The sequence below is a fragment of the Curtobacterium sp. MCBA15_009 genome (genome assembly GCF_001864895.1).
GTDB lineage: Bacteria > Actinomycetota > Actinomycetes > Actinomycetales > Microbacteriaceae > Curtobacterium.
On the sequence record NZ_MJGO01000009.1, the window covers coordinates 21,734 to 42,522 of the forward strand.

Here is a 20,789-nt window from a genome sequence, read left to right on the forward strand (position 1 = left end):
GGCCGGGCACGGAGCTGGTCATCGGTGGTGGCTCGCGGGCCGGAACGGTTTCCCGAGTGCTTCTACTGCTGGCCAGACATGCGTCCCGACCGATCGGCGCGCACGCACCCTCGTGTGCCGTCGCCACGGCCTGCCGGACACACATCAAGGAGGCACCCTTTTGGAGGGTCCCGAGATCAAGTTCGCCGAAGCCGTCATCGACAACGGCAAGTACGGCACGCGCACCGTCCGGTTCGAGACCGGCCGGCTCGCACAGCAGGCGCAGGGCGCGGTCGCCGCGTACCTCGACGAGGAGACGATGCTCCTCTCGGCCACCAGCGCCGGCAAGCACCCGCGTGAAGGATTCGACTTCTTCCCGCTCACCGTCGACGTCGAGGAGCGCTCCTACGCCGCCGGCAAGATCCCCGGCTCGTTCTTCCGCCGCGAGGGTCGTCCGTCGACCGAGGCCATCCTCGTCTGCCGTCTCATCGACCGGCCGCTCCGTCCGTCGTTCGTCGACGGCCTGCGCAACGAGGTCCAGATCGTCATCACCGTCCTGAGCATCGCGCCGGACGAGTTCTACGACGCGCTGGCGATCAACGCCGCGTCCGCGTCCACGCAGATCTCCGGTCTGCCGTTCTCCGGCCCGATCGCCGGTGTGCGCCTCGCGCTCATCCCGGGGTCCAACGGCACCGACCAGTGGGTCGCGTTCCCGAAGGCCTCGCAGCTCGCCGACGCCGTGTTCGACCTCACCGTCGCCGGCCGGGTCGTCACCGACGACCAGGGCAACGAGGACGTCGCGATCATGATGGTCGAGGCCGAGGCCACCGAGCACAGCTGGGACCTCATCCAGGGCGGCGCCACGAAGCCCGACGAGGCCGTCGTCGCCCAGGGCCTCGAGGCGGCCAAGCCGTTCCTCAAGGTGCTGGTCGAGGCGCAGGCGAAGATGGCCGCGCAGTCCGCCAAGGAGATCCAGGACTACCCGGTCTTCCCGCCGTACGCCCCCGAGGTCTACGACGTGGTCGAGTCCCTCGCCCTGTCCGAGCTCGGTGACGTCTACAAGATCGCCGGCAAGCTCGAGCGCCAGGACGCCGACGACGCCCTCAAGGCCCGCGTCAAGGAGGCCGTCGCCGCCAAGGTGTCGGCCGGCGAGCTGCCGGAGAGCGCCAACGGCCAGGTCAGCGGTGCCTACAAGTCGGTCACGAAGAAGGTCGTCCGCGGCCGCATCCTCACCGAGCAGATCCGCATGGACGGTCGCGGCCTCGCCGACATCCGTCCGCTCGACGCCGAGGTCGCCGTGATCCCGCGCGTCCACGGTTCGGCGATCTTCCAGCGCGGCGAGACGCAGATCCTCGGCGTCACCACGCTGAACATGCTCAAGATGGAGCAGCAGATCGACTCGCTGTCGCCCGTCACGAAGAAGCGCTACCTGCACCACTACAACTTCCCGCCCTACTCGACCGGTGAGACCGGCCGCGTGGGTTCGCCGAAGCGTCGCGAGATCGGGCACGGCTTCCTCGCCGAGCGCGCCCTCGTGCCGGTGCTGCCGTCGCGTGACGAGTTCCCCTACGCGATCCGTCAGGTGTCCGAGGCCCTCGGCTCCAACGGCTCGACGTCGATGGGCTCCGTCTGCGCGTCGACCCTGTCGCTCCTCAACGCCGGTGTGCCGCTCAAGGCCCCGGTCGCGGGCATCGCGATGGGCCTCGTGTCCGACACCGTCGACGGCCAGACCCGCTACGCGGCGCTGACCGACATCCTCGGTGCCGAGGACGCCCTCGGCGACATGGACTTCAAGGTCGCCGGTACCTCGGAGTTCGTCACGGCCATCCAGCTCGACACGAAGCTCGACGGCATCCCGTCGTCGGTCCTCGACGCCGCGCTGAAGCAGGCCAAGGAGGCCCGCTCGGCCATCCTCGGCGTGCTGACCGAGGCGATCGACGCCCCCGACGAGATGGCGGACACCGCTCCCCGCGTCATCTCGGTGCAGATCCCCGTCGACAAGATCGGCGAGCTGATCGGCCCGAAGGGCAAGACGATCAACGGCATCCAGGACGACACCGGTGCCGACATCTCGATCGAGGACAACGGCACCGTCTACATCGGCGCCGTCGACGGTCCGTCGGCCGAGGCCGCTCGTGCCCAGGTCAACGCGATCGCGAACCCGACCAACCCGGAGATCGGGGACCAGTTCCTCGGCACCGTCGTGAAGATCGCCACCTTCGGCGCCTTCGTGTCGCTGCTCCCGGGCCGTGACGGTCTGCTCCACGTCTCCGAGGTGCGCAAGCTCGCCGGTGGCAAGCGTGTGGAGAACGTCGAGGACGTCCTCGGCGTCGGCCAGAAGATCCTGGTCGAGGTCACCAAGGTCGACGACCGCGGCAAGCTGTCGCTCGCGCCGGTCGTGGCCGACGACGTGGACACCGAGGGCCGTGACGACCACGCCTCGCACGCCGAGGCTCCGGCCGAGGGCTGATCCACCCGCGTCCCGACGCACGAACGGCCGCCGTCCCCTCCCGGGGCGGCGGCCGTTCGCCGTTGCGGGGGTTCAGGCGGCCGGGGTCTCCTGCGTGCCGACGAGCTGGGCGCGGCCGAGCAGGTGTTCGCGAAGCACGAAGCCGACGACCGCGGGGGTGGCGTCCGCCGGTGCCTCGAGCACCGGCACGTCGAGCGCGCTCAACGTGAAGAAGTAGCGGTGCGCACCGTGCCCGGCGGGCGGAGCGGCGCCGAGGAACGTGTCCGTGCCGAACTCGTTGCGGCGACGGAGCGCCTCGGCCGGCAGCAGGGCGTCATCGGTCCCGGCGCCCTGCGGGAGCGAGGTCGCCGAGCCGGGGATGTCGGTGAGCGACCAGTGCCAGAAGCCGGAGCCGGTCGGTGCGTCGGGGTCGTACACCGTGAGCACGAAGCTCTTCGTGCCCTCGGGGGCGTCGGACCACTCGAGTGCGGGGGAGCGGTCCTCGCCACCGGCGTCGGTGCCGCGGGCCCACGTCGGGAGCTCGGCGCCGTCGGCGAAGTCGGGGCTGGTCAGGGTGAACGCGGGGACCTCGGGGAGGTTCCAGTTGGGGTCGTTTGCCATGTGCTCCAGCCAACACCCGCGGCCTCGGGGGCGGCTCGGCGGCGGTGCGTGGGCGGCGTGGTGGTGCGGAAGCGACTCCCGTGGGGGGAGCTGCGCGGTTGGTGTCGCGAAGGCGACAGATCGCCGCGAACTGTTGGCGGGGGATTGTCGCTTCGGCGACCCGCGGGGGAGAACGTGACCGTGCGCCGGGCGGGAGGTGCGCGGCGGGGCCGGGTCCGGCCTCTCGGTCGTGGCTGGCGGGCACGCGGCGGCGTTGTGCTGCGGAAGCGACTCCCGTGCGGGGAGCTGCGCGGTTGGTGCCGCGAAGGCGACAGATCGCCGCGAACTGTTGGCGGGATCTTGTCGCTTTGGCGACTCGGGGGTGGGGACGTGACCGTGTGCTGAGCGTGAGGTGCGTGGCGGGGCCGGGTCGGGCCTCCCGGCAGCCTCCGCACCAGCGCGGGGCGACGTTGCGTTACGGAAGCGACACCCGTGCAGGGAGCCGCACGGTTCGTGCCGCGAGGGCGACAAATCGCCGCGAACTGTTGGCGGCAGACTGTCGCTTTCGCGTCAACGCCCGACCCGCCCGCACGGGGCGGTGACGCGTCAGACGGCCAGGACCCGGTCGACCACGCGCTGCAGGGCGGCCGTGGCCGCGATGGCGTCGCCGGCGTACGCGCCCGCCATCGCGCCGTCGCGGGCGAGCATGAGTTCGTCGGCGCCGTCGCCCGGCAGCGGGTGGCCGGCTTCCTGCAGCAGGGTCGCGAGGCGCTCGGTGTACCACTCGCGGTGGGTGGCGACGACCTCGCGCACCGGGTCGCGGGGGTCGTGGTACTCGGCTGCGGCGTTCAGGAAGGCGCAACCGCGGAACTCGGGGTCGTTGACGTCGTCGGCCAGGGCGGTGACCCAGGCCCGGACGGCCGCCGCGGGGGTCTCGGCCGACGTGGTGAACGACTCCATCCGCTGCTGCACGCGCTCGTCCTGTGCGCGGATGTAGGCGAGGATCAGGTTGTCCTTCGACCCGTAGTGCTTGTAGAACGTCGCCTTCGTGACGCTGGCCTCGGAGATGAGGCGGTCGACGCCGACGCTGTGGATGCCCTCTTCGTAGAAGAGTCGCGAGGCGGTCTCGAGGATGCGGACCTTCGCGCCGCCGGAGCGGGGAGTCGGGGGGACGCTCGACCCGTCCGGCGACGCGAGGTTCGTGCTCGGGCCAAGGAGACGCTGGACGGCCGGTTGGGGGGAATCGACCGTCACAGCGTGGCTCCTTGGGCTCATCGGCTCCGCGATCTGAGTGGGGGGGACTCGTCGACCGCGCAGGACTGATGTCCCGAGCCACCGGATCGGAATCTAGGGGGGCTACCGATCCGGCTTGCCCAACTGTAGCACAAGGAGGACAGACAGACGAGTCGGTCTGTCCACACTTTCTGTACCCCACTTCGAGTGGCGTCCGACGCGCCTGTGCAAACTGGGCGAGGCCCGCGAGCCGATCAGTAGGCTCGTCTGCGATGAACCAGCCAGTGCCACTGCCGCTCGGGGCCCCGGACACGTCCTTCCTGACGTCCGGCGGGGCCTTCGTCCGTCGCACCGTGCTGCCGTCGGGTGTCCGCGTGCTGTCCGAGGCGGTGCCGGGTGCCGCTTCGACGAGCATCGGGTTCTGGGTCGGCGTCGGTTCGCGCGACGAACGCGACGGTCAGTTCGGGTCGACGCACTTCCTCGAACACCTGCTCTTCAAGGGCACCGAGACCCGCTCGGCGCTCGACATCGCGATCGCGTTCGACTCCGTGGGCGGTGAGCACAACGCCGCGACGGCCAAGGAGTACACCTGCTACTACGCCCGGGTCCGGGACACCGACGTCCCGATGGCCATCGGCGTGATCGGCGACATGGTCACCGCGTCCGTGCTCGACCCCGACGCCTTCGACGTCGAACGCGGCGTCATCCTCGAGGAACTCGCGATGGCGGCCGACGACCCGGCCGACGTGGCGGGCGAGGCCTTCTTCGCCGCGGCGTTCGGCGGACACCCGCTCGGGCGTCCGATCGGCGGCACCCCGGACAGCATCCGCGCCGTCGGGCGTGACGAGGTCCTGTCCCACTACCGCGAGCACTACGCACCGAACGGCATCGTGGTCACCGCCGCCGGCGCCGTCGACCACGACCGCCTGTGCGAGCTCGTCGGGCAGGTGTTCCACGACGCCCCGCGCGCCGACCCGCTGTCGCGTCGCACGCCGCAGACCGTCGCCGACCCGGTGCAGCCGAAGCTGTCGGTCGTGCACCGACCCACCGAGCAGGTGAGCATGCTGCGCGGCTCGCAGGGGCTCGACCTGCGCGACGAGCGGCGCCCGGCGCTGAGCGTGCTGAACGCCGTGCTCGGCGGCGGGATGAGCTCCCGGCTCTTCCAAGAGGTGCGCGAGCGTCGCGGGCTCGCCTACGCGGTGTCCTCGTTCGCACCCGCCTACCTCGACAACGGCGCGTTCGGCGTCTACGCCGGCTGCGCGCCCGACAACGTCCCCGGCGTGATCGACATCGTCGACGCCGAGTTCCGCCGGATGGTCGACCACGGCATCACGGCCGACGAGCTCCGGCGCGCCAAGGGCCAGATCGAGGGCGCGCTGACGCTCTCGCTCGAGGACTCCGACGCCCGCATGACCCGCCTCGGCCGGTCCGAGCTCGGCACGGGGGAGTACACCGACCTGGCAACGGCCCTCGAGCGCGTCGACCGCGTCACCACCGACGACGTGCTCGAGCTCTCGCGCGACCTGCTCACCCGTCCGACGATCACCTCGGTCGTCGGCGCCGTGCAGCAGGACGAGCTCGCGGCCGCGATCGGGATCGGCAGCTGAGCATCGACATGTCGCACTACCTGTACCTCGTCCGGCACGGTGAGCACCAGGACGCCGAGCACGGCCTGCGCGACGGCAAGCTCTCGGAGCGCGGCAAGCGTCAGGCGATGTTGGTGGCCGATCGGCTCGGCGGCGTGCCCTTCGACGGCGTGTACCACTCGCCGCTCGAGGCCCCGAGCGAGACCGCCGCGTTCCTGGCGCAGCGACTGCCCTCGATCCAGCCGGAGCCGTCGACGCTGCTCTTCGACTGCATCCCCTCCGGTCCGACCCCGGACATGCCGCACGCGTACCAGGGCTGGTACGGCGGCATCACGGAAGAGGAGATCGTCGCCGGCCAGGCCCAGATGGGTGACGCCGTGGCCGAGTGGTTCACCCCGGCGCGCGAGGACCGGCACGACCTGCTCATCACGCACAACGCCGTCATCGGCTGGTTCGTCCGCGAGGCGTTCCAGGCCCCCGAGTGGCGCTGGATGGGCACGAACGTCGCGCACACCGCGCTCACCATCATCCGGATCCGGTCGGCCAAGCCGGCCGAGGTGGTCACGCTCAACGACCTGGCCCACCTGCCGGTGGAGCTCCGCACCGGGCTGCCGGTGGACCAGCCCGTCTAGCGGCCGACGGTCCGGGACTCGCGTTCCGGTCGGGAGGCCCGGTCCGGCTCAGGCGATCGGCTTGCGGTACCAGGCGGTCGCGTTCGGGTTCGCGTTGAACGGCTCGACGCGTCGGTAGCCGCGTCCGCGGTACATCGCGCCCGCTGCCACGAGCGAGTCGTTCGTGTCGAGCACGATGCTCGTCGCGCCGAGGCCGGCGCCGGCGCGCTCGAGCACGTCCATCACCGCGGTGGCGACACCCTGCCCGCGACCGGCCGGGGTGACGAAGACGTGCTTCACCTCGAAGCGCACGTCGACCGCGCCCGCGTCGCCGGTCCCGTCCGCGATGCGTCGGAGCCCGCCGCACCCGACCGCGGTGCCGTCCGCGTCGTACGCGACCGCGAAGACCCCGTTCGGCGGCGTGAACTCGGCCGCCGGGGTGCGCTTCCGCGAGTAGGCGCCCTGCGCGCTCGGGAACGTCGCCTCGCGCTCGTCCAGGTACGCGTCCAACAGCACGTCGACCTCGGGCAGATCGGCCGGCACGGTCCTGACCTCGACTGACATGGGTCGATCCTAGGATGGAGCGCATGGTCACTCCCGTCGCCGTCGTCGGCGCCACCGGTCGTCTCGGGGGTCTCGTGGCCGCCGTGGTCCAGGAACTCCCCGAGCTCGAGCTCGTCGCGAGCCTGTCCTCGAAGGACGGCGCGCACGAGGCCGACCCGCAGGTCTTCGCGGGCGCCCGCGTCGTCGTCGACGTGACGGTGCCCGCGCTCAGCCCCGCGATCGTCGAGAACGCGCTGTCGAGCGGCGCGAACGTGCTCGTCGGCACCTCCGGCTGGTCCGCCGACCGGCTGGCGACACTCCGCTCGGGGCTGCAGGACCGCCCGGAGCAGGGGGTCCTCGTCGTCCCGAACTTCTCCATCGGCTCCGTGCTCGGCACGCACCTGGCGACGATCGCCGCGCCGTGGTTCCCCGCGGTCGAGATCATCGAGACGCACCACGCCGGCAAGATCGACTCGCCCTCGGGCACCGCGGTCCGCACGGCCGAGCTCGTCGCCGACGCCCGCCGCGACGTCGGCCCGGTCGACGCCCCGCACGTCGACCAGCGTGCCCGCGGGCAGCAGGTCGCCAGCGTGCCGATCCACTCGCTCCGACTGCCCGGGGTGAAGGCCGTGCAGGACGTCCTGCTGAGCGGTCCCGGCGAGACCCTGACGATCCGGCACGACACGAACGACGACGTCGCCTACGTCGCCGGCATCCGGGCGGCGCTCGGTGCCGTCGGGGCCGCGCGCGGGCTGACGGTCGGCCTCGGCAGCGTGCTCGGCATCGGCTAGGCGACCGCCGTGCTCCGCACCGTCCGTTCGCCTTTCTGGGGCGCGGCGCTGATGACCCTCCTGCTGGCGCTCTACATCGGGCTCGTCGGGCAGCGTGCCGTCGCGTTCGTGGCGACCGGTGTGCCGATCGGCATCGCGATCGGCGTCGCGCTGTTCGTCGTCGCGGCCGTCGGCGCCCTGCTGCTCGTGCTCGAGGTGCGCTTCGGTGTCCGCATCACCCGGCTCGGCGCGCGGCTCGAACGCGAGGGTGGGACCCCCGACGACGTCGTCGTGGTCCGCCCCTCCGGCCGTCCGACGCGGCAGGCCGCCGACGAGGTCTTCCCGCGGTACAAGGCGGCGGTGGAGTCCGACCCGGGCGACTGGCGCGGCTGGTACCGGCTCGGCGTGGTCTACGACGCCGCCGGCGACCGGAAACGAGCCCGGGCCGCGATGCGCGAAGCGCTCGCGCGGTCCCGGGCGACCGCGTCCTGAGCGCACGACGCCGCACCGTCCGGAGCGGTGCAGTGGAGCCGACCGACCCGGTCAGCGGGGTCGCGCGGGGCACGCGGGGCGGGCCTCCCGGCCGTCAGAAGGCGGCGTCGACGGCGTCCTCGGCGCGCGCGTACCGGAACGCGTAGCCGGAGTCGAGCAGCTTCGTCGGCACCATCTGCTGGCTCGACAGGAGCATGTCGTCCGCGGCGTCGCGGAGCGCGAACCGCAGGGCGAAGGCGGGGACGTGGAACAGGTACGGGCGGTGCAGGTCCTCGGCGACGCGCTTCGTCAAGCGGTCGGCGACGGCGGCGTCCGGGCCAGCGAGGTTGACCGGTCCGGTGACCCCGGCGGCCGCGGGGCTCGTCGCGAGGTGCACGATCGCGCCGACCTCGTCCTCGAGGGCGATCCAGGGCCAGAACTGGCCCCCGGTGCCGAGCCGACCGCCCAGGCCGGCCTTCGTCAGGGGGACGAGCGGTGCGAGCGCGCCGCCGCCCTGGCCGACGACGATGCCGGTGCGCAGGGTGACCACGCGGACGCCGTCGGGGGCGGCGTTCGCGGCGGCCTCCCACGCGGTGCAGACGTCGGCGAGGAAGCCGGTGCCGGGGGCCGCGTCGTCGTGCAGGGCGTCGGCGGGGCGGTCGCCGTACACACCCGAGGCCGAACCGGACAGGAACAGCGCCGGCGGGACGGCGGCGTGGCGCATCGCCTCGACCAGGGTGTCCGTGGCGTCGACCCGCGACCGGCGGATCTCGTCGCGGTACGCGTCCGTCCAGGGCAGCTTGCCGATGTTCGCACCGGCCAGGTTGATGACGACGTCGGCACCGTCGAGCACCGCGGGGTCGAGCGGCCGCCGCCCGGGCGCCCACCGGAACTCGGCCGCGGTGCGGGGCTCGCGCCGGACGAGCGTCGTCACGTCGTGGCCCGCCTCGCGCAGCGCGTGCACGAGCGGGGTGCCGATGAAGCCGGAAGCGCCGGCGACGAGGATCGAGAGCGGTGCTACCGCCGTGTCTGCCATGCCCGCAACGCTACTCACGCCGACGTAGTCTTCTGTGTGTGAGCGACAGCGAGACCGTGCAGCCCGACCCCACCGTGCCGACGCCCTACGAGGACCTGCTCCGCCGTGTCCTGACCGAGGGCACCCCGAAGGGCGACCGCACTGGCACCGGGACCCGCAGCCTGTTCGGCGCCCAACTCCGTTACGACCTGTCGCAGGGCTTCCCGCTCGTCACCACGAAGCGGGTGCACTTCAAGTCGATCGCCTACGAGCTCCTGTGGTTCCTGCGCGGCGACGGCAACGCCACCTGGCTGCAGGAGCACGGCGTCCGCATCTGGAACGAGTGGGCCGACGCCGACGGCGACCTCGGGCCGGTCTACGGCGTGCAGTGGCGCTCGTGGCCGACGCCGTCGGGGGAGCACGTCGACCAGATCGCCCAGGTCATCGACCAGATCCGCACGAACCCGGACAGCCGCCGACTCATCGTGTCCGCGTGGAACGTCGCGGACGTGCCGGACATGGCGCTCGCCCCCTGCCACGCGTTCTTCCAGTTCTACGTGGTCGACGGCAAGCTGTCGTGCCAGCTCTACCAGCGCAGTGCGGACATGTTCCTCGGGGTGCCGTTCAACATCGCCTCGTACGCGCTGCTCACGCACATGATCGCCGCGCAGACCGGACTCGAGGTCGGCGACTTCGTGTGGACCGGTGGCGACTGCCACGTCTACGACAACCACGTCGAGCAGGTCGAGGAGCAGCTGTCCCGCACCGCGTACGCGCTCCCGACGCTCGAGCTCGCCCCGCGCGACTCGATCGACGACTACGAGTACGAGGACTTCACCGTCGTCGGCTACCACCACCACCCGGCGATCTCGGCCGCGGTCGCCGTCTGATGGCAGCCGACCGGGTCGGCATGGTCTGGGCGCGGTCCACCGCCGGCGTGATCGGCGCGGACGGCGGGATGCCCTGGCACGTCCCCGAGGACCTCGCGCACTTCCGGCAGGTCACCGGGGACGCGACCGTGGTGATGGGGCGCCGCACGTGGGAGTCCCTGCCGTCACGGTTCCGGCCGCTGCCAGGACGCCGCAACGTCGTGCTGACGCGGGACCCTTCGTGGCGGGCCGACGGCGCCGAGGTCGTGCACGACCTGCGCGCGGCGCTCGACGGCCCCGGCGGCTCCGGCGGTTCGGACGGCTCCGGCGGCTCGGTGTGGGTCATCGGCGGCGGCCAGGTCTACGCGGCGGCGCTCGACCTGGCCGACCGGGTCTCGGAGACCGTCATCGACGTGGACGTGCCGGGCGACACCGTCGCGCCGTCGCTCGACGGGGCCGCCGGCTGGTCGCTCGTCGACGAGGGCCCGTGGCAGGAGTCCCGCGTCGACGGCACGCGCTTCCGTTTCCTGGAGTGGCGCCGCCGCGCGTAGCGCGTGCCGCCGTGCCGCGCGCGGCCGTCGGCGGAACCAGGTTCCGGACACCACACCGCGCGTTTCCGTGGTGCTGTGTCCGGAACCTGGTTCCCGACCGGGGAACCGGCGGGGCGGGGGCGAGCCGCGCCTCCCGGAGCGGGGACCGTCCACCCGGACGGCGGCCTTCGCGCCCGACCCCGGTACGCTGGTGCCCGTGTCCCCGCGTGAGAATCCCTTCGGTCAGGTCCTCGTCGCCCTCGTGACCCCGTTCACCGCGGACGGCGAGGTCGACTGGCCCGGCGTCGAGCAGCACATCGACGACTGCATCAGCGCCGGTGCCGACGGCATCGTCGTCACCGGGACGACCGGTGAGACGAGCACGCTGACCGACCCGGAGAAGCTCCGGCTGGTCGAGGTCGGCAAGTCCGTCGCCGCGGGCCGCGCGAAGATCATCACGGGCGGTGGCTCGAACGAGACCGCGCACGCGATCCACCTGTACAAGCAGAGCGAGCGGGCCGGCGCCGACGGCGTCATGATCGTCACGCCGTACTACAACAAGCCGACACAGGCGGGCGTGCTGACCCACTTCCGGATGATCGCGGACGCCACCGACCTGCCGGTGATCCTGTACGACATCCCCGGCCGCACGGGCATCCCGATCACGTACGAGACGATCGTGCGTGCCTCGAAGCACCCGAACATCCTCGCGGTGAAGGACGCCAAGGGCGACTTCGCCGAGGTGTCCCGCGTGCTCAACAACACCGACCTCATGTACTTCTCCGGCGACGACACGAACGTGCTCCCGCACCTGTCCATCGGCGCGACGGGTCTGATCGGTGTGACGGCGAACATCACGAGCCGGCCGTACCGCACGATCGTCGACGCCGTGAACGCCGGCGACCTGGCGACGGCGACGGCCGAGCACAAGCGTGTCGAGCCGCTCGTCCGCGCCGTGATGACGCACGTGCCCGGTACCGTGGCGGCGAAGTACATCCTGCACGGGCTCGGCCGCATCGGCAGCCCGCGCGTCCGACTGCCGCTCGTCGGCCCCGAGGACTCCGAGGCGTACGCCATCGAGACCTCGCTCGAAGCCGTGCGCGACGTGCCCGGTGCCGACTTCTCGAACTTCCGCCCCGACCGCAACGCAGCGGCCGGCGGCGCACTGCCAAAGGTGCCAGGCACCACCCGCTAGCGAACACCGCGGCGCGCAGCACGCGCGTCGCCTGAATCCGTAGGACCGAATGCCCACACAAGTCTCCACACCGCAGCCGCTCGAGAACGGCACCCTCCGCGTGATCCCCGTCGGGGGTCTCGGCGAGATCGGTCGCAACATGACCGTCTACGAGTACGAGGGCAAGCTGCTCATCGTCGACGCCGGCGTGCTGTTCCCCGAGGAGCACCAGCCCGGTGTCGACCTCATCCTCCCCGACTTCGCGCCGATCCGGGACCGCCTGGACGACGTGCTCGGCGTCGTGCTCACGCACGGCCACGAGGACCACATCGGCGCCGTCCCGTACCTGCTCAAGCTGCGCGACGACATCCCGCTGATCGGCTCCACGCTGACCCTCGCCCTCGTCGAGGCCAAGCTCAAGGAACACCGGATCAAGCCCTACACACTCGTCGTGCAGGAGGACCAGACCGAGCAGATGGGTCCGTTCCACCTCGAGTTCGTGGCCGTGAACCACTCCATCCCGGACGCCCTGGCCGTCGCGATCACGACCCCCGCCGGTCGTGTCCTGCACACGGGCGACTTCAAGATGGACCAGCTCCCGCTGGACGACCGGATCACCGACCTCCGTGCCTTCGCGCGGCTCGGCGAGCAGGGCGTCGACCTGTTCCTGCCGGACTCCACCAACGCCGACGTGCCGGGCTTCACCGCCCCGGAGCGCGACATCGGTCCGGTGCTCGAGAACATCATCACGCGCGCCCGCAAGAAGGTCGTCGTGGCGAGCTTCTCGTCGCACGTGCACCGCGTGCAGCAGGTCCTCGACGCCGCCGCGGCCGCGAACCGCAAGGTCGCGTTCATGGGCCGCTCGATGATCCGCAACATGACGATCGCCGCCGAGCTCGGGTACCTGCGGGTGCCGGAGAACGTGCTCATCGACACGAAGAAGGCGAAGAACGTCCCCGACGACCAGATCGTCTACATGTCGACGGGGTCGCAGGGCGAGCCGATGGCCGTCCTGGCGCGCATGGCGAACCTCGAGCACCAGATCGAGATCGGCGAGGGCGACACCGTCATCCTCGCGTCGAGCCTCATCCCGGGCAACGAGAACGCCGTGTACCGCGTCATCGACGGGCTCACCAAGCTCGGCGCGAAGGTCGTGCACAAGGGCAACGCGAAGGTGCACGTCTCCGGACACGCCTCCGCCGGCGAGCTGCTCTACTGCTACAACATCCTGCGTCCGCGCAACGTGCTCCCCGTGCACGGCGAGCACCGCCACCTGTACGCGAACGCCGACCTGGCGATCCAGACGGGTGTGCCGCCGCGCAACGTGATCCTCGGGCAGGACGGCATCGTCGTCGACCTGAAGGACGGCGTCGCGACCGTCGCCGGCCAGCTCGACATCGGCTACGTCTACGTCGACGGCTCCACCGTCGGCGAGATCACCGACGCCGACCTCAAGGACCGTCGTGTCCTGGCGGAGGAGGGCTTCATCTCGATCTTCGCCGCGGTGGACTTCACGACCGGCCAGTGCGTGGTCGGCCCGGAGATCCAGTCGCGCGGCTTCGCCGAGACCGACGCCGTCTTCGACGACGTCCGCCCGCAGATCGCCAAGGCGCTGTCCGAAGCGGCCGCCAACGGCACGCGCGACTCGCACGCGTTCGCGCAGGTCGTCCGTCGCACCGTCGGCCGCTGGGTGAACACGAAGCACCGCCGCCGTCCGATGATCGTCCCGGTGGTCATCGAGGCGTAGCGCGGTCCGTCGTGATCGGCCGGGAGGCCCGTCCAGCGTCCGTCAGGACGCTGCGGCGGGCCTTCCTCGCTTTGTCCCGGGTGGGGATTAGGCTCCTGCCCATGGCCGGAGGCACCAAGTCGACCACGCGCTCGCGCGCGTCCACGTCGTCCCGTGGCAACGGGACGCGCGGTTCGTCGCGCACCCAGGCCACGACGAAGAAGCTGCCGCAGGCCGCACCGTCCCCGGTCTTCCGCGAGCAGAACCCGCTCGTGACGGCCTGGCTCGCCATGGCGCACGGCGTCGGGGCGATGTTCCGCCTGCTCGGCAAGGAGACGTTGGAGAAGGACCAGCGGCGTGACGGGTTCCCGTTCCTGCTGTTCGTGCTCGCGATCGCCGGGGCCGTGGTCGAGTGGCTCAACCCGACGAACGACGTCTCGATCGCGCTCGACGCCTACACGTTCGGCGGCCTGTTCGGCCGGTTGGCGTTCGCGCTGCCGGTCATCATGGTCGTGTTCGCCGGGTGGTTGTTCCGGCACCCCGCGTCGGTGCACGACAACACGCGGATCGGCATCGGGCTCGGCCTGCTGCTCGTCTCGATCGCATCGCTCTGCCACGTCTTCGGCGGGCAGCCGAGCGCGGCGGACGGCATGCCCGCCCTGGCCGCCGCCGGCGGCGTGCTCGGCTGGGTCGTCATCGGCTGGCTCGTGGCGATCGCGACCGCGTGGGTCGCGGTGCCGGTGGCCGTCCTGCTGCTCGTGCTCTCCCTGTTCATCATCACGAAGACCCCGCCGAACAAGACCGGTCGTCGCCTGCACGAGCTGTACGCGTACCTGTTCGGGGCGCCGGCTCCGGCCGCCGAACCCGAGGCCGAGGTCGCCGAGGCGCCCGCTCCCCGGGCGCGGGCGACGAAGCGCGGCAAGAAGGGCGACACCGACTTCCAGCTGTTCGACGACCTCGGTTTCGCGGACGAGCAGCCCGCCGCCGAGGCCGACGGCGACGGCGAGGGCGGCGAGACGGTGCCCTGGTGGCGCCGGAACAAGTCCGGGCGCGAAGAGGACCCGGCCTACGACAGCCCCGTGCTGCCCCCGGCAGCGACCGGTGTCGCAACGCCGGCACCCGCCGCCGCCGCCGCACCCGCACCTGCCGCAACCCCCGCTCCGGCCGCAGCCGCGCCGTCCGTCAGCCCGAACGCCGGCGCCGCAGCCGGGCTGGTCGACCTCACCCCCGCCGAGCCCGGCTCGGTGAACCTCAACGACTCCGTCGAGCAGGACCTGCAGGACGCCGAACAGGCCCTGCGCGACCTCGGCACCGACGTGCCCGCGCGCCCGGAGCCGACGGCCGCGATCCGCCCGGCGGTGCCCGAGGCCATCGAGGAGCCGCTCGACGAGCCGACCGACGAACCGGCCGAGCTCTCCGCCGCGGCGTCCGACGACGACCCGTCGAAGCCGTACCGTCTGCCGGCCGCCACCACCCTGAGCTCGGGCACCCCGTCCGTGGCGCGCAGCCAGGCGAACGACGACATCGTCGCCGCGATCACGGGCGTGCTCACCGAGTTCAAGGTCGACGCGAAGGTCACCGGGTTCTCCCGCGGGCCGACGGTCACCCGCTACGAGATCGAGCTCGGCCCGGGCGTCAAGGTCGAGCGCGTCACGGCGCTGTCGAAGAACCTGTCGTACGCGGTGGCGTCGAACGAGGTCCGCATCCTGTCGCCGATCCCGGGCAAGAGCGCGATCGGCGTCGAGATCCCGAACACCGACCGCGAGATCGTGTCCCTCGGCGACGTGCTGCGCTCGAACGCCGCACGCAAGTCGAAGCACCCGATGACGATCGGCGTCGGCAAGGACGTCGAGGGCGGCTTCGTCGTCGCGAACCTGGCGAAGATGCCCCACCTGCTCGTCGCCGGTTCCACCGGTTCCGGCAAGTCCGTGTTCATCAACTCGATGATCACCTCGCTGCTCATGCGCGCGAAGCCGTCCGAGGTCCGCATGGTCCTGGTCGACCCGAAGCGCGTCGAGCTGTCGATCTACGCCGGTGTCCCGCACCTCATCACGCCCATCATCACGAACCCGAAGAAGGCAGCCGAGGCGCTGCAGTGGGTCGTGAAGGAGATGGACATGCGGTACGACGACCTGGCGTCGTTCGGGTTCCGTCACGTCGACGACTTCAACAAGGCGATCGAGGACAACGAGATCGTCCTGCCCGCCGGCAGCGAGCGGAAGCTCAAGCCGTACCCGTACCTGCTCGTCGTGGTCGACGAGCTCGCCGACCTCATGCTCGTCGCCCCGCGCGACGTCGAGGAGTCGATCGTCCGCATCACCCAGCTGGCCCGCGCGGCCGGCATCCACCTCGTGCTCGCGACGCAGCGCCCCTCGGTCGACGTCATCACCGGTCTCATCAAGGCGAACGTGCCGTCGCGCATCGCGTTCGCGGTGACGAGCGTCACGGACTCGCGGGTCATCCTCGATCAGCCCGGCGCCGACAAGCTCATCGGCCAGGGCGACGCGCTGTTCCTGCCGATGGGGTCGTCGAAGTCCCTGCGCGTGCAGGGCGCCTGGGTGCAGGAGGGCGAGGTCGCCGAGGTCGTCCAGCACGTCACCCGGCAGGCCCAACCCGAGTACCGACAGGACGTCCAGGCGGTCGTCGAGCGCAAGGAGATCGACGCCGACATCGGCGACGACCTCGAGCTGCTGCTCGCGGCCGTGGAGCAGGTCGTCTCCACCCAGTTCGGCTCGACGTCGATGCTGCAGCGCAAGCTCCGCGTCGGCTTCGCGAAGGCCGGGCGCCTCATGGACCTGATGGAGTCCCGCGACATCGTCGGGCCGTCCGAGGGGTCGAAGGCGCGCGACGTCCTCGTCACCGCGGACCAGCTGCCCGCGGTCCTCGCGAAGCTCCGCGGCGAGGAGCCGCCCGCTGCCGCGGCGCCCGCGGCCCCCGTGCCCGGACCGAGCGACGACGGCGACCGCTACGGCGCCGACCCCGTGGGCGACATGACCCGCGGGTACGATGAAGTGCACGACGAGCCCGATGAGGACGCGTGGGGACTGACGGGCAGGGAGTGAAGGCGATGACCGCCTCGGACGGCACGGACACGACACACGGCGCGAAGTTCCCCTGGCGCGGGCGACTGCTCCGCAAGGGGCCCGGTCCCGCCTCGACGGCGAACGTCGCGAACATCATCACCGTGGTGCGCATCCTCATGGCACCGCTGTTCTTCGTGCTGCTGCTCACCGACGGCGGCGCCGACGGATCCCTGCGCATCTGGGCCGCCGTGGTGTTCGTCGTGGCCATCGTCACCGACAGCGCCGACGGGATCATCGCCCGGCGTCAGGACCTCGTCACCGACTTCGGCAAGCTCGTCGACCCGATCGCCGACAAGGTGCTCATCGGCGGGGCCCTCGTCGCGCTGTCGATCCTGCACGAACTGCCCTGGTACGTGACCGTCCTCATCATGGTGCGCGAGATCGGCATCACGGTCTTCCGGTTCGCGGTGCTGTCCGACCGGGTGATCCCGGCCAGCCGCGGCGGGAAGATCAAGACCGTGCTGCAGGCCGTGGCGCTGACGGCGGCGCTGTTCCCGTGGTGGAACCTCGCCGGGGACTGGGCGCACTGGGTCAACGGCATCCTCATGACCGCCGCCCTGCTCGCGACGGTCCTGAGCGGCATCGATTACCTGTACCAGGCGTGGAAGCACAACCGGACCACCGCGTGACGCAGGCCGACGGGGTGACGGGTGTCGTGCCTCCCGACCAGCAGGGATCGCTCGAGGCGATCGCGCGGCAGCTCGTCGCCGACCTGACCGGTCGCGGTGCGACGGTCGCCGTGGCGGAGTCGCTCACCGGCGGACTCGTCGTCTCGACGCTCGTCGGCGTACCGGGGGCGAGCGCCGTCGTGCGCGGGGGAGTCGTGGCCTACGCGACCCCCGTGAAGCACACCGTGCTCGGGGTCTCGGCCGAGCTGCTGGCGGCCAACGGTGCCGTCGACCCGGAGGTCGCGCGCCAGATGGCGGCCGGGGTGCGCACCGCGCTCAGTGTCGACGGCGAACCCGCCACGTGGGGGATCAGCACGACCGGGGTCGCGGGGCCCGACCCGCAGGACGGCAAGGCCGTCGGCACGGTGTTCATCGGGATCGCGACCGCCGGCTCCGCCACCGCCTGGGAACTCCACCTCGACGGGGACCGCGGGGCAATCCGCACGGCGACCGTCTCCGAACTCCTGACACGGATGTCGTCCGAGGTCCGGGGCCGGGAATAGGTCCCGTTTCCACCGGGTTACATCTCACGCAATCTCCAGCAGGACGGCAGCCAGCCTGGTTAGCATGCTCGAACCGGCAACGCTACTGTTGCTGAACCCGAACTCGATCCACCGGATCGAGCGGGCGCGGAGACGACAGGAAGGAGGAGTTCTCATGGTTCTCGTTCGTCAGGAAATCGGCGATGTGCTTCGGGACTTCCGCTTGCAGAAGGGCCGGACCCTCCGACAGGTCGCGTCCAAGGCCAGCGTTGCCCTCGGGTACCTCAGTGAGGTCGAGCGTGGTCAGAAAGAGGCCAGCTCGGAGATCCTCGCGTCCGTCGCGGACGCGCTGGACACTCCCATCTCCACGATCATGCGCGAGGTGGGCGACCGCCTCGCGATCGTCGAGGGACTCACCCCCGTCCCCGACACGCTCCCGGACGACCTCGTCGCCGAGTTCGACAACGACCTCGCGGTCCGCTGACCGCACCGCACCGAACGCCCCCACCGGCCCCGCCGGCGGGGGCGTTCTGCGTCCGGGCGTCGGCGGGCGCGCCTAGGCTTGACGGATGCGTGTGAGTGAGTTCTGGCGAGCCGTCGAGCAGGTGTTCGGGGACGCGTACGGGTCCGTGGTCACCCGGGACGTCGTGCTCGAGGAGCTCGGCGGGCGCTCCGCCGTCGACGCGCTCCGCGCCGGGGTCGACGCCCGACGCGTGTGGGACGCGCTCTGCGACTCGCAGGACGTCCCGATGGAGCGGCGGCACGGCAAGGGCCTCGCGGAACCCCACGACTGATCGATCCTGACCGAACATCCGTTCGGCGTGTTGCTCGAACGCGTGTTCGATCGGTGCTACGTTCCTGCACAGCGGCGTCGCCCAGGTGTTCCATCCACAGATCGCGTGACCGTCGGCAGTGATGTCGGTGGCCGGCCATAGGTTGATGGACATCGGGAACAGCCCGAAGCCTTGTCGCAGAACCATCGGCCTTGCACCACCGGCCGACGTGGACGCGACAGCCTACAGGCGGCCGAACACGAGCACGAAGGAGCACCCCATGCCATCACCGGCAGACCGCGAGAAGGCCCTCGAGACCGCCCTCGCCCAGATCGACAGGCAGTTCGGCAAGGGTGCGATCATGCGCCTCGGTTCGGACGAACGCGCCCCCGTCAACGTCATCCAGACCGGGTCGGTGGCGCTCGACGTCGCGCTCGGCATCGGCGGCCTGCCCCGTGGCCGCATCGTCGAGATCTACGGCCCGGAGTCCTCGGGTAAGACCACGCTGACCATCCACGCCATCGCCAACGCCCAGCGTGCCGGCGGCATCGCGGCCTTCATCGACGCCGAGCACGCGCTCGACCCCGAGTACGCCAAGAAGCTCGGTGTCGACATCGACGCACTGCTCGTGTCGCAGCCCGACACCGCCGAGCAGGCGCTCGAGATCGCGGACATGCTGGTCCGCTCCGGCTCCATCGACCTCATCGTGATCGACTCCGTCGCAGCGCTGGTTCCGCGCGCCGAGATCGAGGGCGAGATGGGCGACTCCCACGTCGGTCTGCAGGCCCGCCTCATGTCCCAGGCGCTGCGCAAGCTCGCCGGTGGGCTGAACCAGACGCAGACCACGATGATCTTCATCAACCAGCTGCGCGAGAAGATCGGTGTGTTCTTCGGCTCCCCGGAGACCACCTCCGGTGGTAAGGCGCTCAAGTTCTACGCGTCCGTCCGCCTGGACATCCGCCGCATCGAGACGCTGAAGAGCGGCACCGACGCCGTCGGCAACCGCACGCGCGTCAAGGTCGTCAAGAACAAGATGGCGCCGCCCTTCAAGCAGGCGGAGTTCGACATCCTGTACGGCGTGGGCATCTCGCGCGAGGGCTCGCTGCTCGACTTCGGTGTCGACCACGGCATCGTCAAGAAGTCCGGCGCCTGGTACACCTACGACGGCGACCAGCTCGGGCAGGGCAAGGAGAACTCGCGTTCGTTCCTGATCCAGAACCCCGAGATCGCCGCCGAGATCGAGGGCAAGATCCTCGCCAAGCTCGGCGTCGGTGGGGCCAAGGCCGACAGTGACGCAGCGGTCGAGTCCATCGCGCCGAAGCTCGCGGAGCGCAAGGGCGCGTGAGCACCGACCGCGACGACGAGGGCCTCGCACCGGTCACCGACCTGTTCGGTGCGAGGTCCCGTCGCCGGACCCCTGCGGCGTCACCGCCGCACACGCCGGCCGCCATCGGAGCCGAACCGGGCGCCGACGACCCGGCCGGTGCGGACGACCGGGCCGACGCGGACACGCCCGTGCCGCTCCCCATCGGTGGAGCACGCGCGCAGGCCGAGTGGGTGTCGCCGGTGATCGGCGACGGCTCGGGTCGCAGTGCGCGGGCCGAGCTCGACGGCTACGACGACGAGACGGCGGACGCCACGACCGCGTCGGTGTTCTCGATCGCCGGGGGCGAGGAACTCGACCCGGCCGACGTGCCCCGACCCATCGACGAGCAGCGAGCCGACGCCGAACGCGTCAGCATGCGGGCGCTCGGCCGCAAGGGCGTCAGTGAGTCGGAGATGCGGACCCTGCTCACCCAGCAGGACCTCGACCCCGACGTGGTCGAGCACGAGATCGCACGCCTGACCGGCGTCGGTCTGCTCGACGACGTCGCACTCGCCACGGACCTGGTGGACCGGCTGCACGACCGCAAGGGTCTCGGACGGCAGGGTGTGGTCACGGAGCTCCGTCGACGGGGCATCGACCAGGTCGCGATCGACACTGCGCTCGAGCAGGCCGCCGACGACGAGGACGACGAGTTCCTCCGCGCACAGGAGCTCGCCGACAAGCGTGCTCCGCAGATGCGCGGCCTCGACCGGGCGACGGCCGAACGACGGTTGTCCGGGTTCCTCATGCGCAAGGGCTACAGCTCCGGTGTCGTCCGGATCGTGGTCGAACGTGCCCTCGACGGCGGCGGCCGACGCCCGCAGCCGGGCCGCGGGACCGTGCGGTTCGAGTAGTCCGGCC

General features: G+C 71.3%; 20 protein-coding genes. 16 read left to right on the plus strand and 4 right to left on the minus strand.

Going from position 1 to position 20,789, the window contains the following annotated elements; all coding sequences use genetic code 11:
• The first annotated feature begins 160 nt into the window (after positions 1 to 160).
• On the plus strand, positions 161 to 2,449 hold the full coding sequence (locus BIU97_RS03680; RefSeq protein WP_071297105.1) for a polyribonucleotide nucleotidyltransferase: 2,289 nt from the start codon (positions 161 to 163) through the stop codon (positions 2,447 to 2,449).
• 72 nt (positions 2,450 to 2,521) lie between these two features.
• Here BIU97_RS03680 and BIU97_RS03685 read toward each other — a convergent pair whose 3' ends face one another.
• Both BIU97_RS03685 and BIU97_RS03690 read right to left on the minus strand, forming a co-directional pair.
• Positions 2,522 to 3,049, minus strand: coding sequence for a YbhB/YbcL family Raf kinase inhibitor-like protein (locus tag BIU97_RS03685; RefSeq protein WP_071297106.1), 528 nt, complete (start codon positions 3,047 to 3,049; stop codon positions 2,522 to 2,524).
• Positions 3,050 to 3,634: 585 nt separating this feature from the next.
• The gene (locus BIU97_RS03690) at positions 3,635 to 4,282 is read right to left on the minus strand and encodes a TetR/AcrR family transcriptional regulator (RefSeq protein ID WP_175472099.1); all 648 of its coding nucleotides are present in this window, start codon (positions 4,280 to 4,282) and stop codon (positions 3,635 to 3,637) included.
• A 251-nt stretch (positions 4,283 to 4,533) separates the two neighbouring features.
• Here BIU97_RS03690 and BIU97_RS03695 point away from each other — a divergent pair, with 251 nt between their 5' ends.
• Together BIU97_RS03695 and BIU97_RS03700 are read left to right on the plus strand one after the other, a co-directional pair.
• A complete protein-coding gene (locus BIU97_RS03695) occupies positions 4,534 to 5,868 on the plus strand; it encodes a M16 family metallopeptidase (protein ID WP_071257631.1) in 1,335 nt (444 codons plus the stop codon).
• Positions 5,869 to 5,876: 8 nt separating this feature from the next.
• Complete coding sequence (locus tag BIU97_RS03700) at positions 5,877 to 6,479, plus strand: histidine phosphatase family protein (RefSeq protein ID WP_071257634.1); 603 nt, start codon at positions 5,877 to 5,879, stop codon at positions 6,477 to 6,479.
• Between the two features lie 48 nt (positions 6,480 to 6,527).
• On the opposite strand, the gene BIU97_RS03705 is transcribed toward BIU97_RS03700, so the two are convergent.
• Entirely contained in the window at positions 6,528 to 7,022 is a 495-nt protein-coding gene (locus BIU97_RS03705) for a GNAT family N-acetyltransferase (protein ID WP_071257644.1), read from the minus strand.
• Between the two features lie 23 nt (positions 7,023 to 7,045).
• Here BIU97_RS03705 and dapB point away from each other — a divergent pair, with 23 nt between their 5' ends.
• Together dapB and BIU97_RS03715 are read left to right on the plus strand one after the other, a co-directional pair.
• On the plus strand, positions 7,046 to 7,792 hold the full coding sequence (dapB, locus tag BIU97_RS03710; protein WP_071297114.1) for a 4-hydroxy-tetrahydrodipicolinate reductase: 747 nt from the start codon (positions 7,046 to 7,048) through the stop codon (positions 7,790 to 7,792).
• Between the two features lie 9 nt (positions 7,793 to 7,801).
• Positions 7,802 to 8,263: a hypothetical protein gene (locus BIU97_RS03715; RefSeq protein WP_368073079.1), complete on the plus strand. Its 462-nt coding sequence runs from the start codon at positions 7,802 to 7,804 to the stop codon at positions 8,261 to 8,263.
• A gap of 94 nt (positions 8,264 to 8,357) precedes the next feature.
• Here BIU97_RS03715 and BIU97_RS03720 read toward each other — a convergent pair whose 3' ends face one another.
• Positions 8,358 to 9,278, minus strand: coding sequence for a TIGR01777 family oxidoreductase (locus BIU97_RS03720; protein ID WP_071297108.1), 921 nt, complete (start codon positions 9,276 to 9,278; stop codon positions 8,358 to 8,360).
• Between the two features lie 38 nt (positions 9,279 to 9,316).
• Here BIU97_RS03720 and BIU97_RS03725 point away from each other — a divergent pair, with 38 nt between their 5' ends.
• The 11 genes from BIU97_RS03725 (at position 9,317) to BIU97_RS17140 (ending at position 20,782) form a co-directional block, all read left to right on the plus strand.
• Positions 9,317 to 10,147: a thymidylate synthase gene (locus BIU97_RS03725; RefSeq protein ID WP_254782876.1), complete on the plus strand. Its 831-nt coding sequence runs from the start codon at positions 9,317 to 9,319 to the stop codon at positions 10,145 to 10,147.
• Positions 10,147 to 10,677: a dihydrofolate reductase gene (locus BIU97_RS03730; protein ID WP_071297109.1), complete on the plus strand. Its 531-nt coding sequence runs from the start codon at positions 10,147 to 10,149 to the stop codon at positions 10,675 to 10,677. Before BIU97_RS03725 ends, BIU97_RS03730 begins: the two co-directional genes overlap by 1 nt.
• A gap of 196 nt (positions 10,678 to 10,873) precedes the next feature.
• Positions 10,874 to 11,851: a 4-hydroxy-tetrahydrodipicolinate synthase gene (gene dapA, locus BIU97_RS03735; RefSeq protein WP_071257810.1), complete on the plus strand. Its 978-nt coding sequence runs from the start codon at positions 10,874 to 10,876 to the stop codon at positions 11,849 to 11,851.
• Between the two features lie 49 nt (positions 11,852 to 11,900).
• On the plus strand, positions 11,901 to 13,577 hold the full coding sequence (locus tag BIU97_RS03740; protein WP_071297110.1) for a ribonuclease J: 1,677 nt from the start codon (positions 11,901 to 11,903) through the stop codon (positions 13,575 to 13,577).
• A gap of 101 nt (positions 13,578 to 13,678) precedes the next feature.
• Complete coding sequence (locus BIU97_RS03745) at positions 13,679 to 16,618, plus strand: FtsK/SpoIIIE family DNA translocase (protein WP_071297111.1); 2,940 nt, start codon at positions 13,679 to 13,681, stop codon at positions 16,616 to 16,618.
• 5 nt (positions 16,619 to 16,623) lie between these two features.
• Positions 16,624 to 17,268: a CDP-diacylglycerol--glycerol-3-phosphate 3-phosphatidyltransferase gene (pgsA, locus tag BIU97_RS03750; RefSeq protein WP_071257812.1), complete on the plus strand. Its 645-nt coding sequence runs from the start codon at positions 16,624 to 16,626 to the stop codon at positions 17,266 to 17,268.
• Positions 17,269 to 17,294: 26 nt separating this feature from the next.
• Entirely contained in the window at positions 17,295 to 17,810 is a 516-nt protein-coding gene (locus BIU97_RS03755; protein ID WP_071257819.1) for a CinA family protein, read from the plus strand.
• 154 nt (positions 17,811 to 17,964) lie between these two features.
• Positions 17,965 to 18,273, plus strand: a complete 309-nt coding sequence (locus BIU97_RS03760) for a helix-turn-helix domain-containing protein (protein ID WP_027464765.1) — start codon at positions 17,965 to 17,967, stop codon at positions 18,271 to 18,273.
• An 85-nt stretch (positions 18,274 to 18,358) separates the two neighbouring features.
• Positions 18,359 to 18,583 carry a DUF3046 domain-containing protein gene (locus BIU97_RS03765; RefSeq protein WP_071257672.1) on the plus strand — a complete coding sequence of 75 codons (225 nt, stop codon included), beginning with the start codon at positions 18,359 to 18,361 and terminating at the stop codon, positions 18,581 to 18,583.
• Positions 18,584 to 18,842: 259 nt separating this feature from the next.
• Entirely contained in the window at positions 18,843 to 19,907 is a 1,065-nt protein-coding gene (recA, locus tag BIU97_RS03770; protein ID WP_071257675.1) for a recombinase RecA, read from the plus strand.
• Positions 19,904 to 20,782: a regulatory protein RecX gene (locus tag BIU97_RS17140; protein ID WP_083404702.1), complete on the plus strand. Its 879-nt coding sequence runs from the start codon at positions 19,904 to 19,906 to the stop codon at positions 20,780 to 20,782. The genes recA and BIU97_RS17140 overlap by 4 nt, the downstream gene beginning before the upstream one ends.
• The last annotated feature ends 7 nt before the right edge of the window (positions 20,783 to 20,789 follow it).

Excerpts from the sequence above, each read along its gene's own strand:
- BIU97_RS03685 (WP_071297106.1), bottom strand. The coding sequence starts at position 3,049 with ATGGCAAACGACCCCAACTGGAACCTCCCCGAGGTCCCCGCGTTCACC.
- BIU97_RS03695 (WP_071257631.1), top strand. The coding sequence starts at position 4,534 with ATGAACCAGCCAGTGCCACTGCCGCTCGGGGCCCCGGACACGTCCTTC.
- BIU97_RS03700 (WP_071257634.1), top strand. The coding sequence starts at position 5,877 with ATGTCGCACTACCTGTACCTCGTCCGGCACGGTGAGCACCAGGACGCC.
- BIU97_RS03705 (WP_071257644.1), bottom strand. The coding sequence starts at position 7,022 with ATGTCAGTCGAGGTCAGGACCGTGCCGGCCGATCTGCCCGAGGTCGAC.
- dapB (WP_071297114.1), top strand. The coding sequence starts at position 7,046 with ATGGTCACTCCCGTCGCCGTCGTCGGCGCCACCGGTCGTCTCGGGGGT.
- BIU97_RS03720 (WP_071297108.1), bottom strand. The coding sequence starts at position 9,278 with ATGGCAGACACGGCGGTAGCACCGCTCTCGATCCTCGTCGCCGGCGCT.
- BIU97_RS03730 (WP_071297109.1), top strand. The coding sequence starts at position 10,147 with ATGGCAGCCGACCGGGTCGGCATGGTCTGGGCGCGGTCCACCGCCGGC.
- BIU97_RS03740 (WP_071297110.1), top strand. The coding sequence starts at position 11,901 with ATGCCCACACAAGTCTCCACACCGCAGCCGCTCGAGAACGGCACCCTC.
- BIU97_RS03745 (WP_071297111.1), top strand. The coding sequence starts at position 13,679 with ATGGCCGGAGGCACCAAGTCGACCACGCGCTCGCGCGCGTCCACGTCG.
- pgsA (WP_071257812.1), top strand. The coding sequence starts at position 16,624 with ATGACCGCCTCGGACGGCACGGACACGACACACGGCGCGAAGTTCCCC.
- BIU97_RS03760 (WP_027464765.1), top strand. The coding sequence starts at position 17,965 with ATGGTTCTCGTTCGTCAGGAAATCGGCGATGTGCTTCGGGACTTCCGC.
- BIU97_RS03765 (WP_071257672.1), top strand. The coding sequence starts at position 18,359 with ATGCGTGTGAGTGAGTTCTGGCGAGCCGTCGAGCAGGTGTTCGGGGAC.
- recA (WP_071257675.1), top strand. The coding sequence starts at position 18,843 with ATGCCATCACCGGCAGACCGCGAGAAGGCCCTCGAGACCGCCCTCGCC.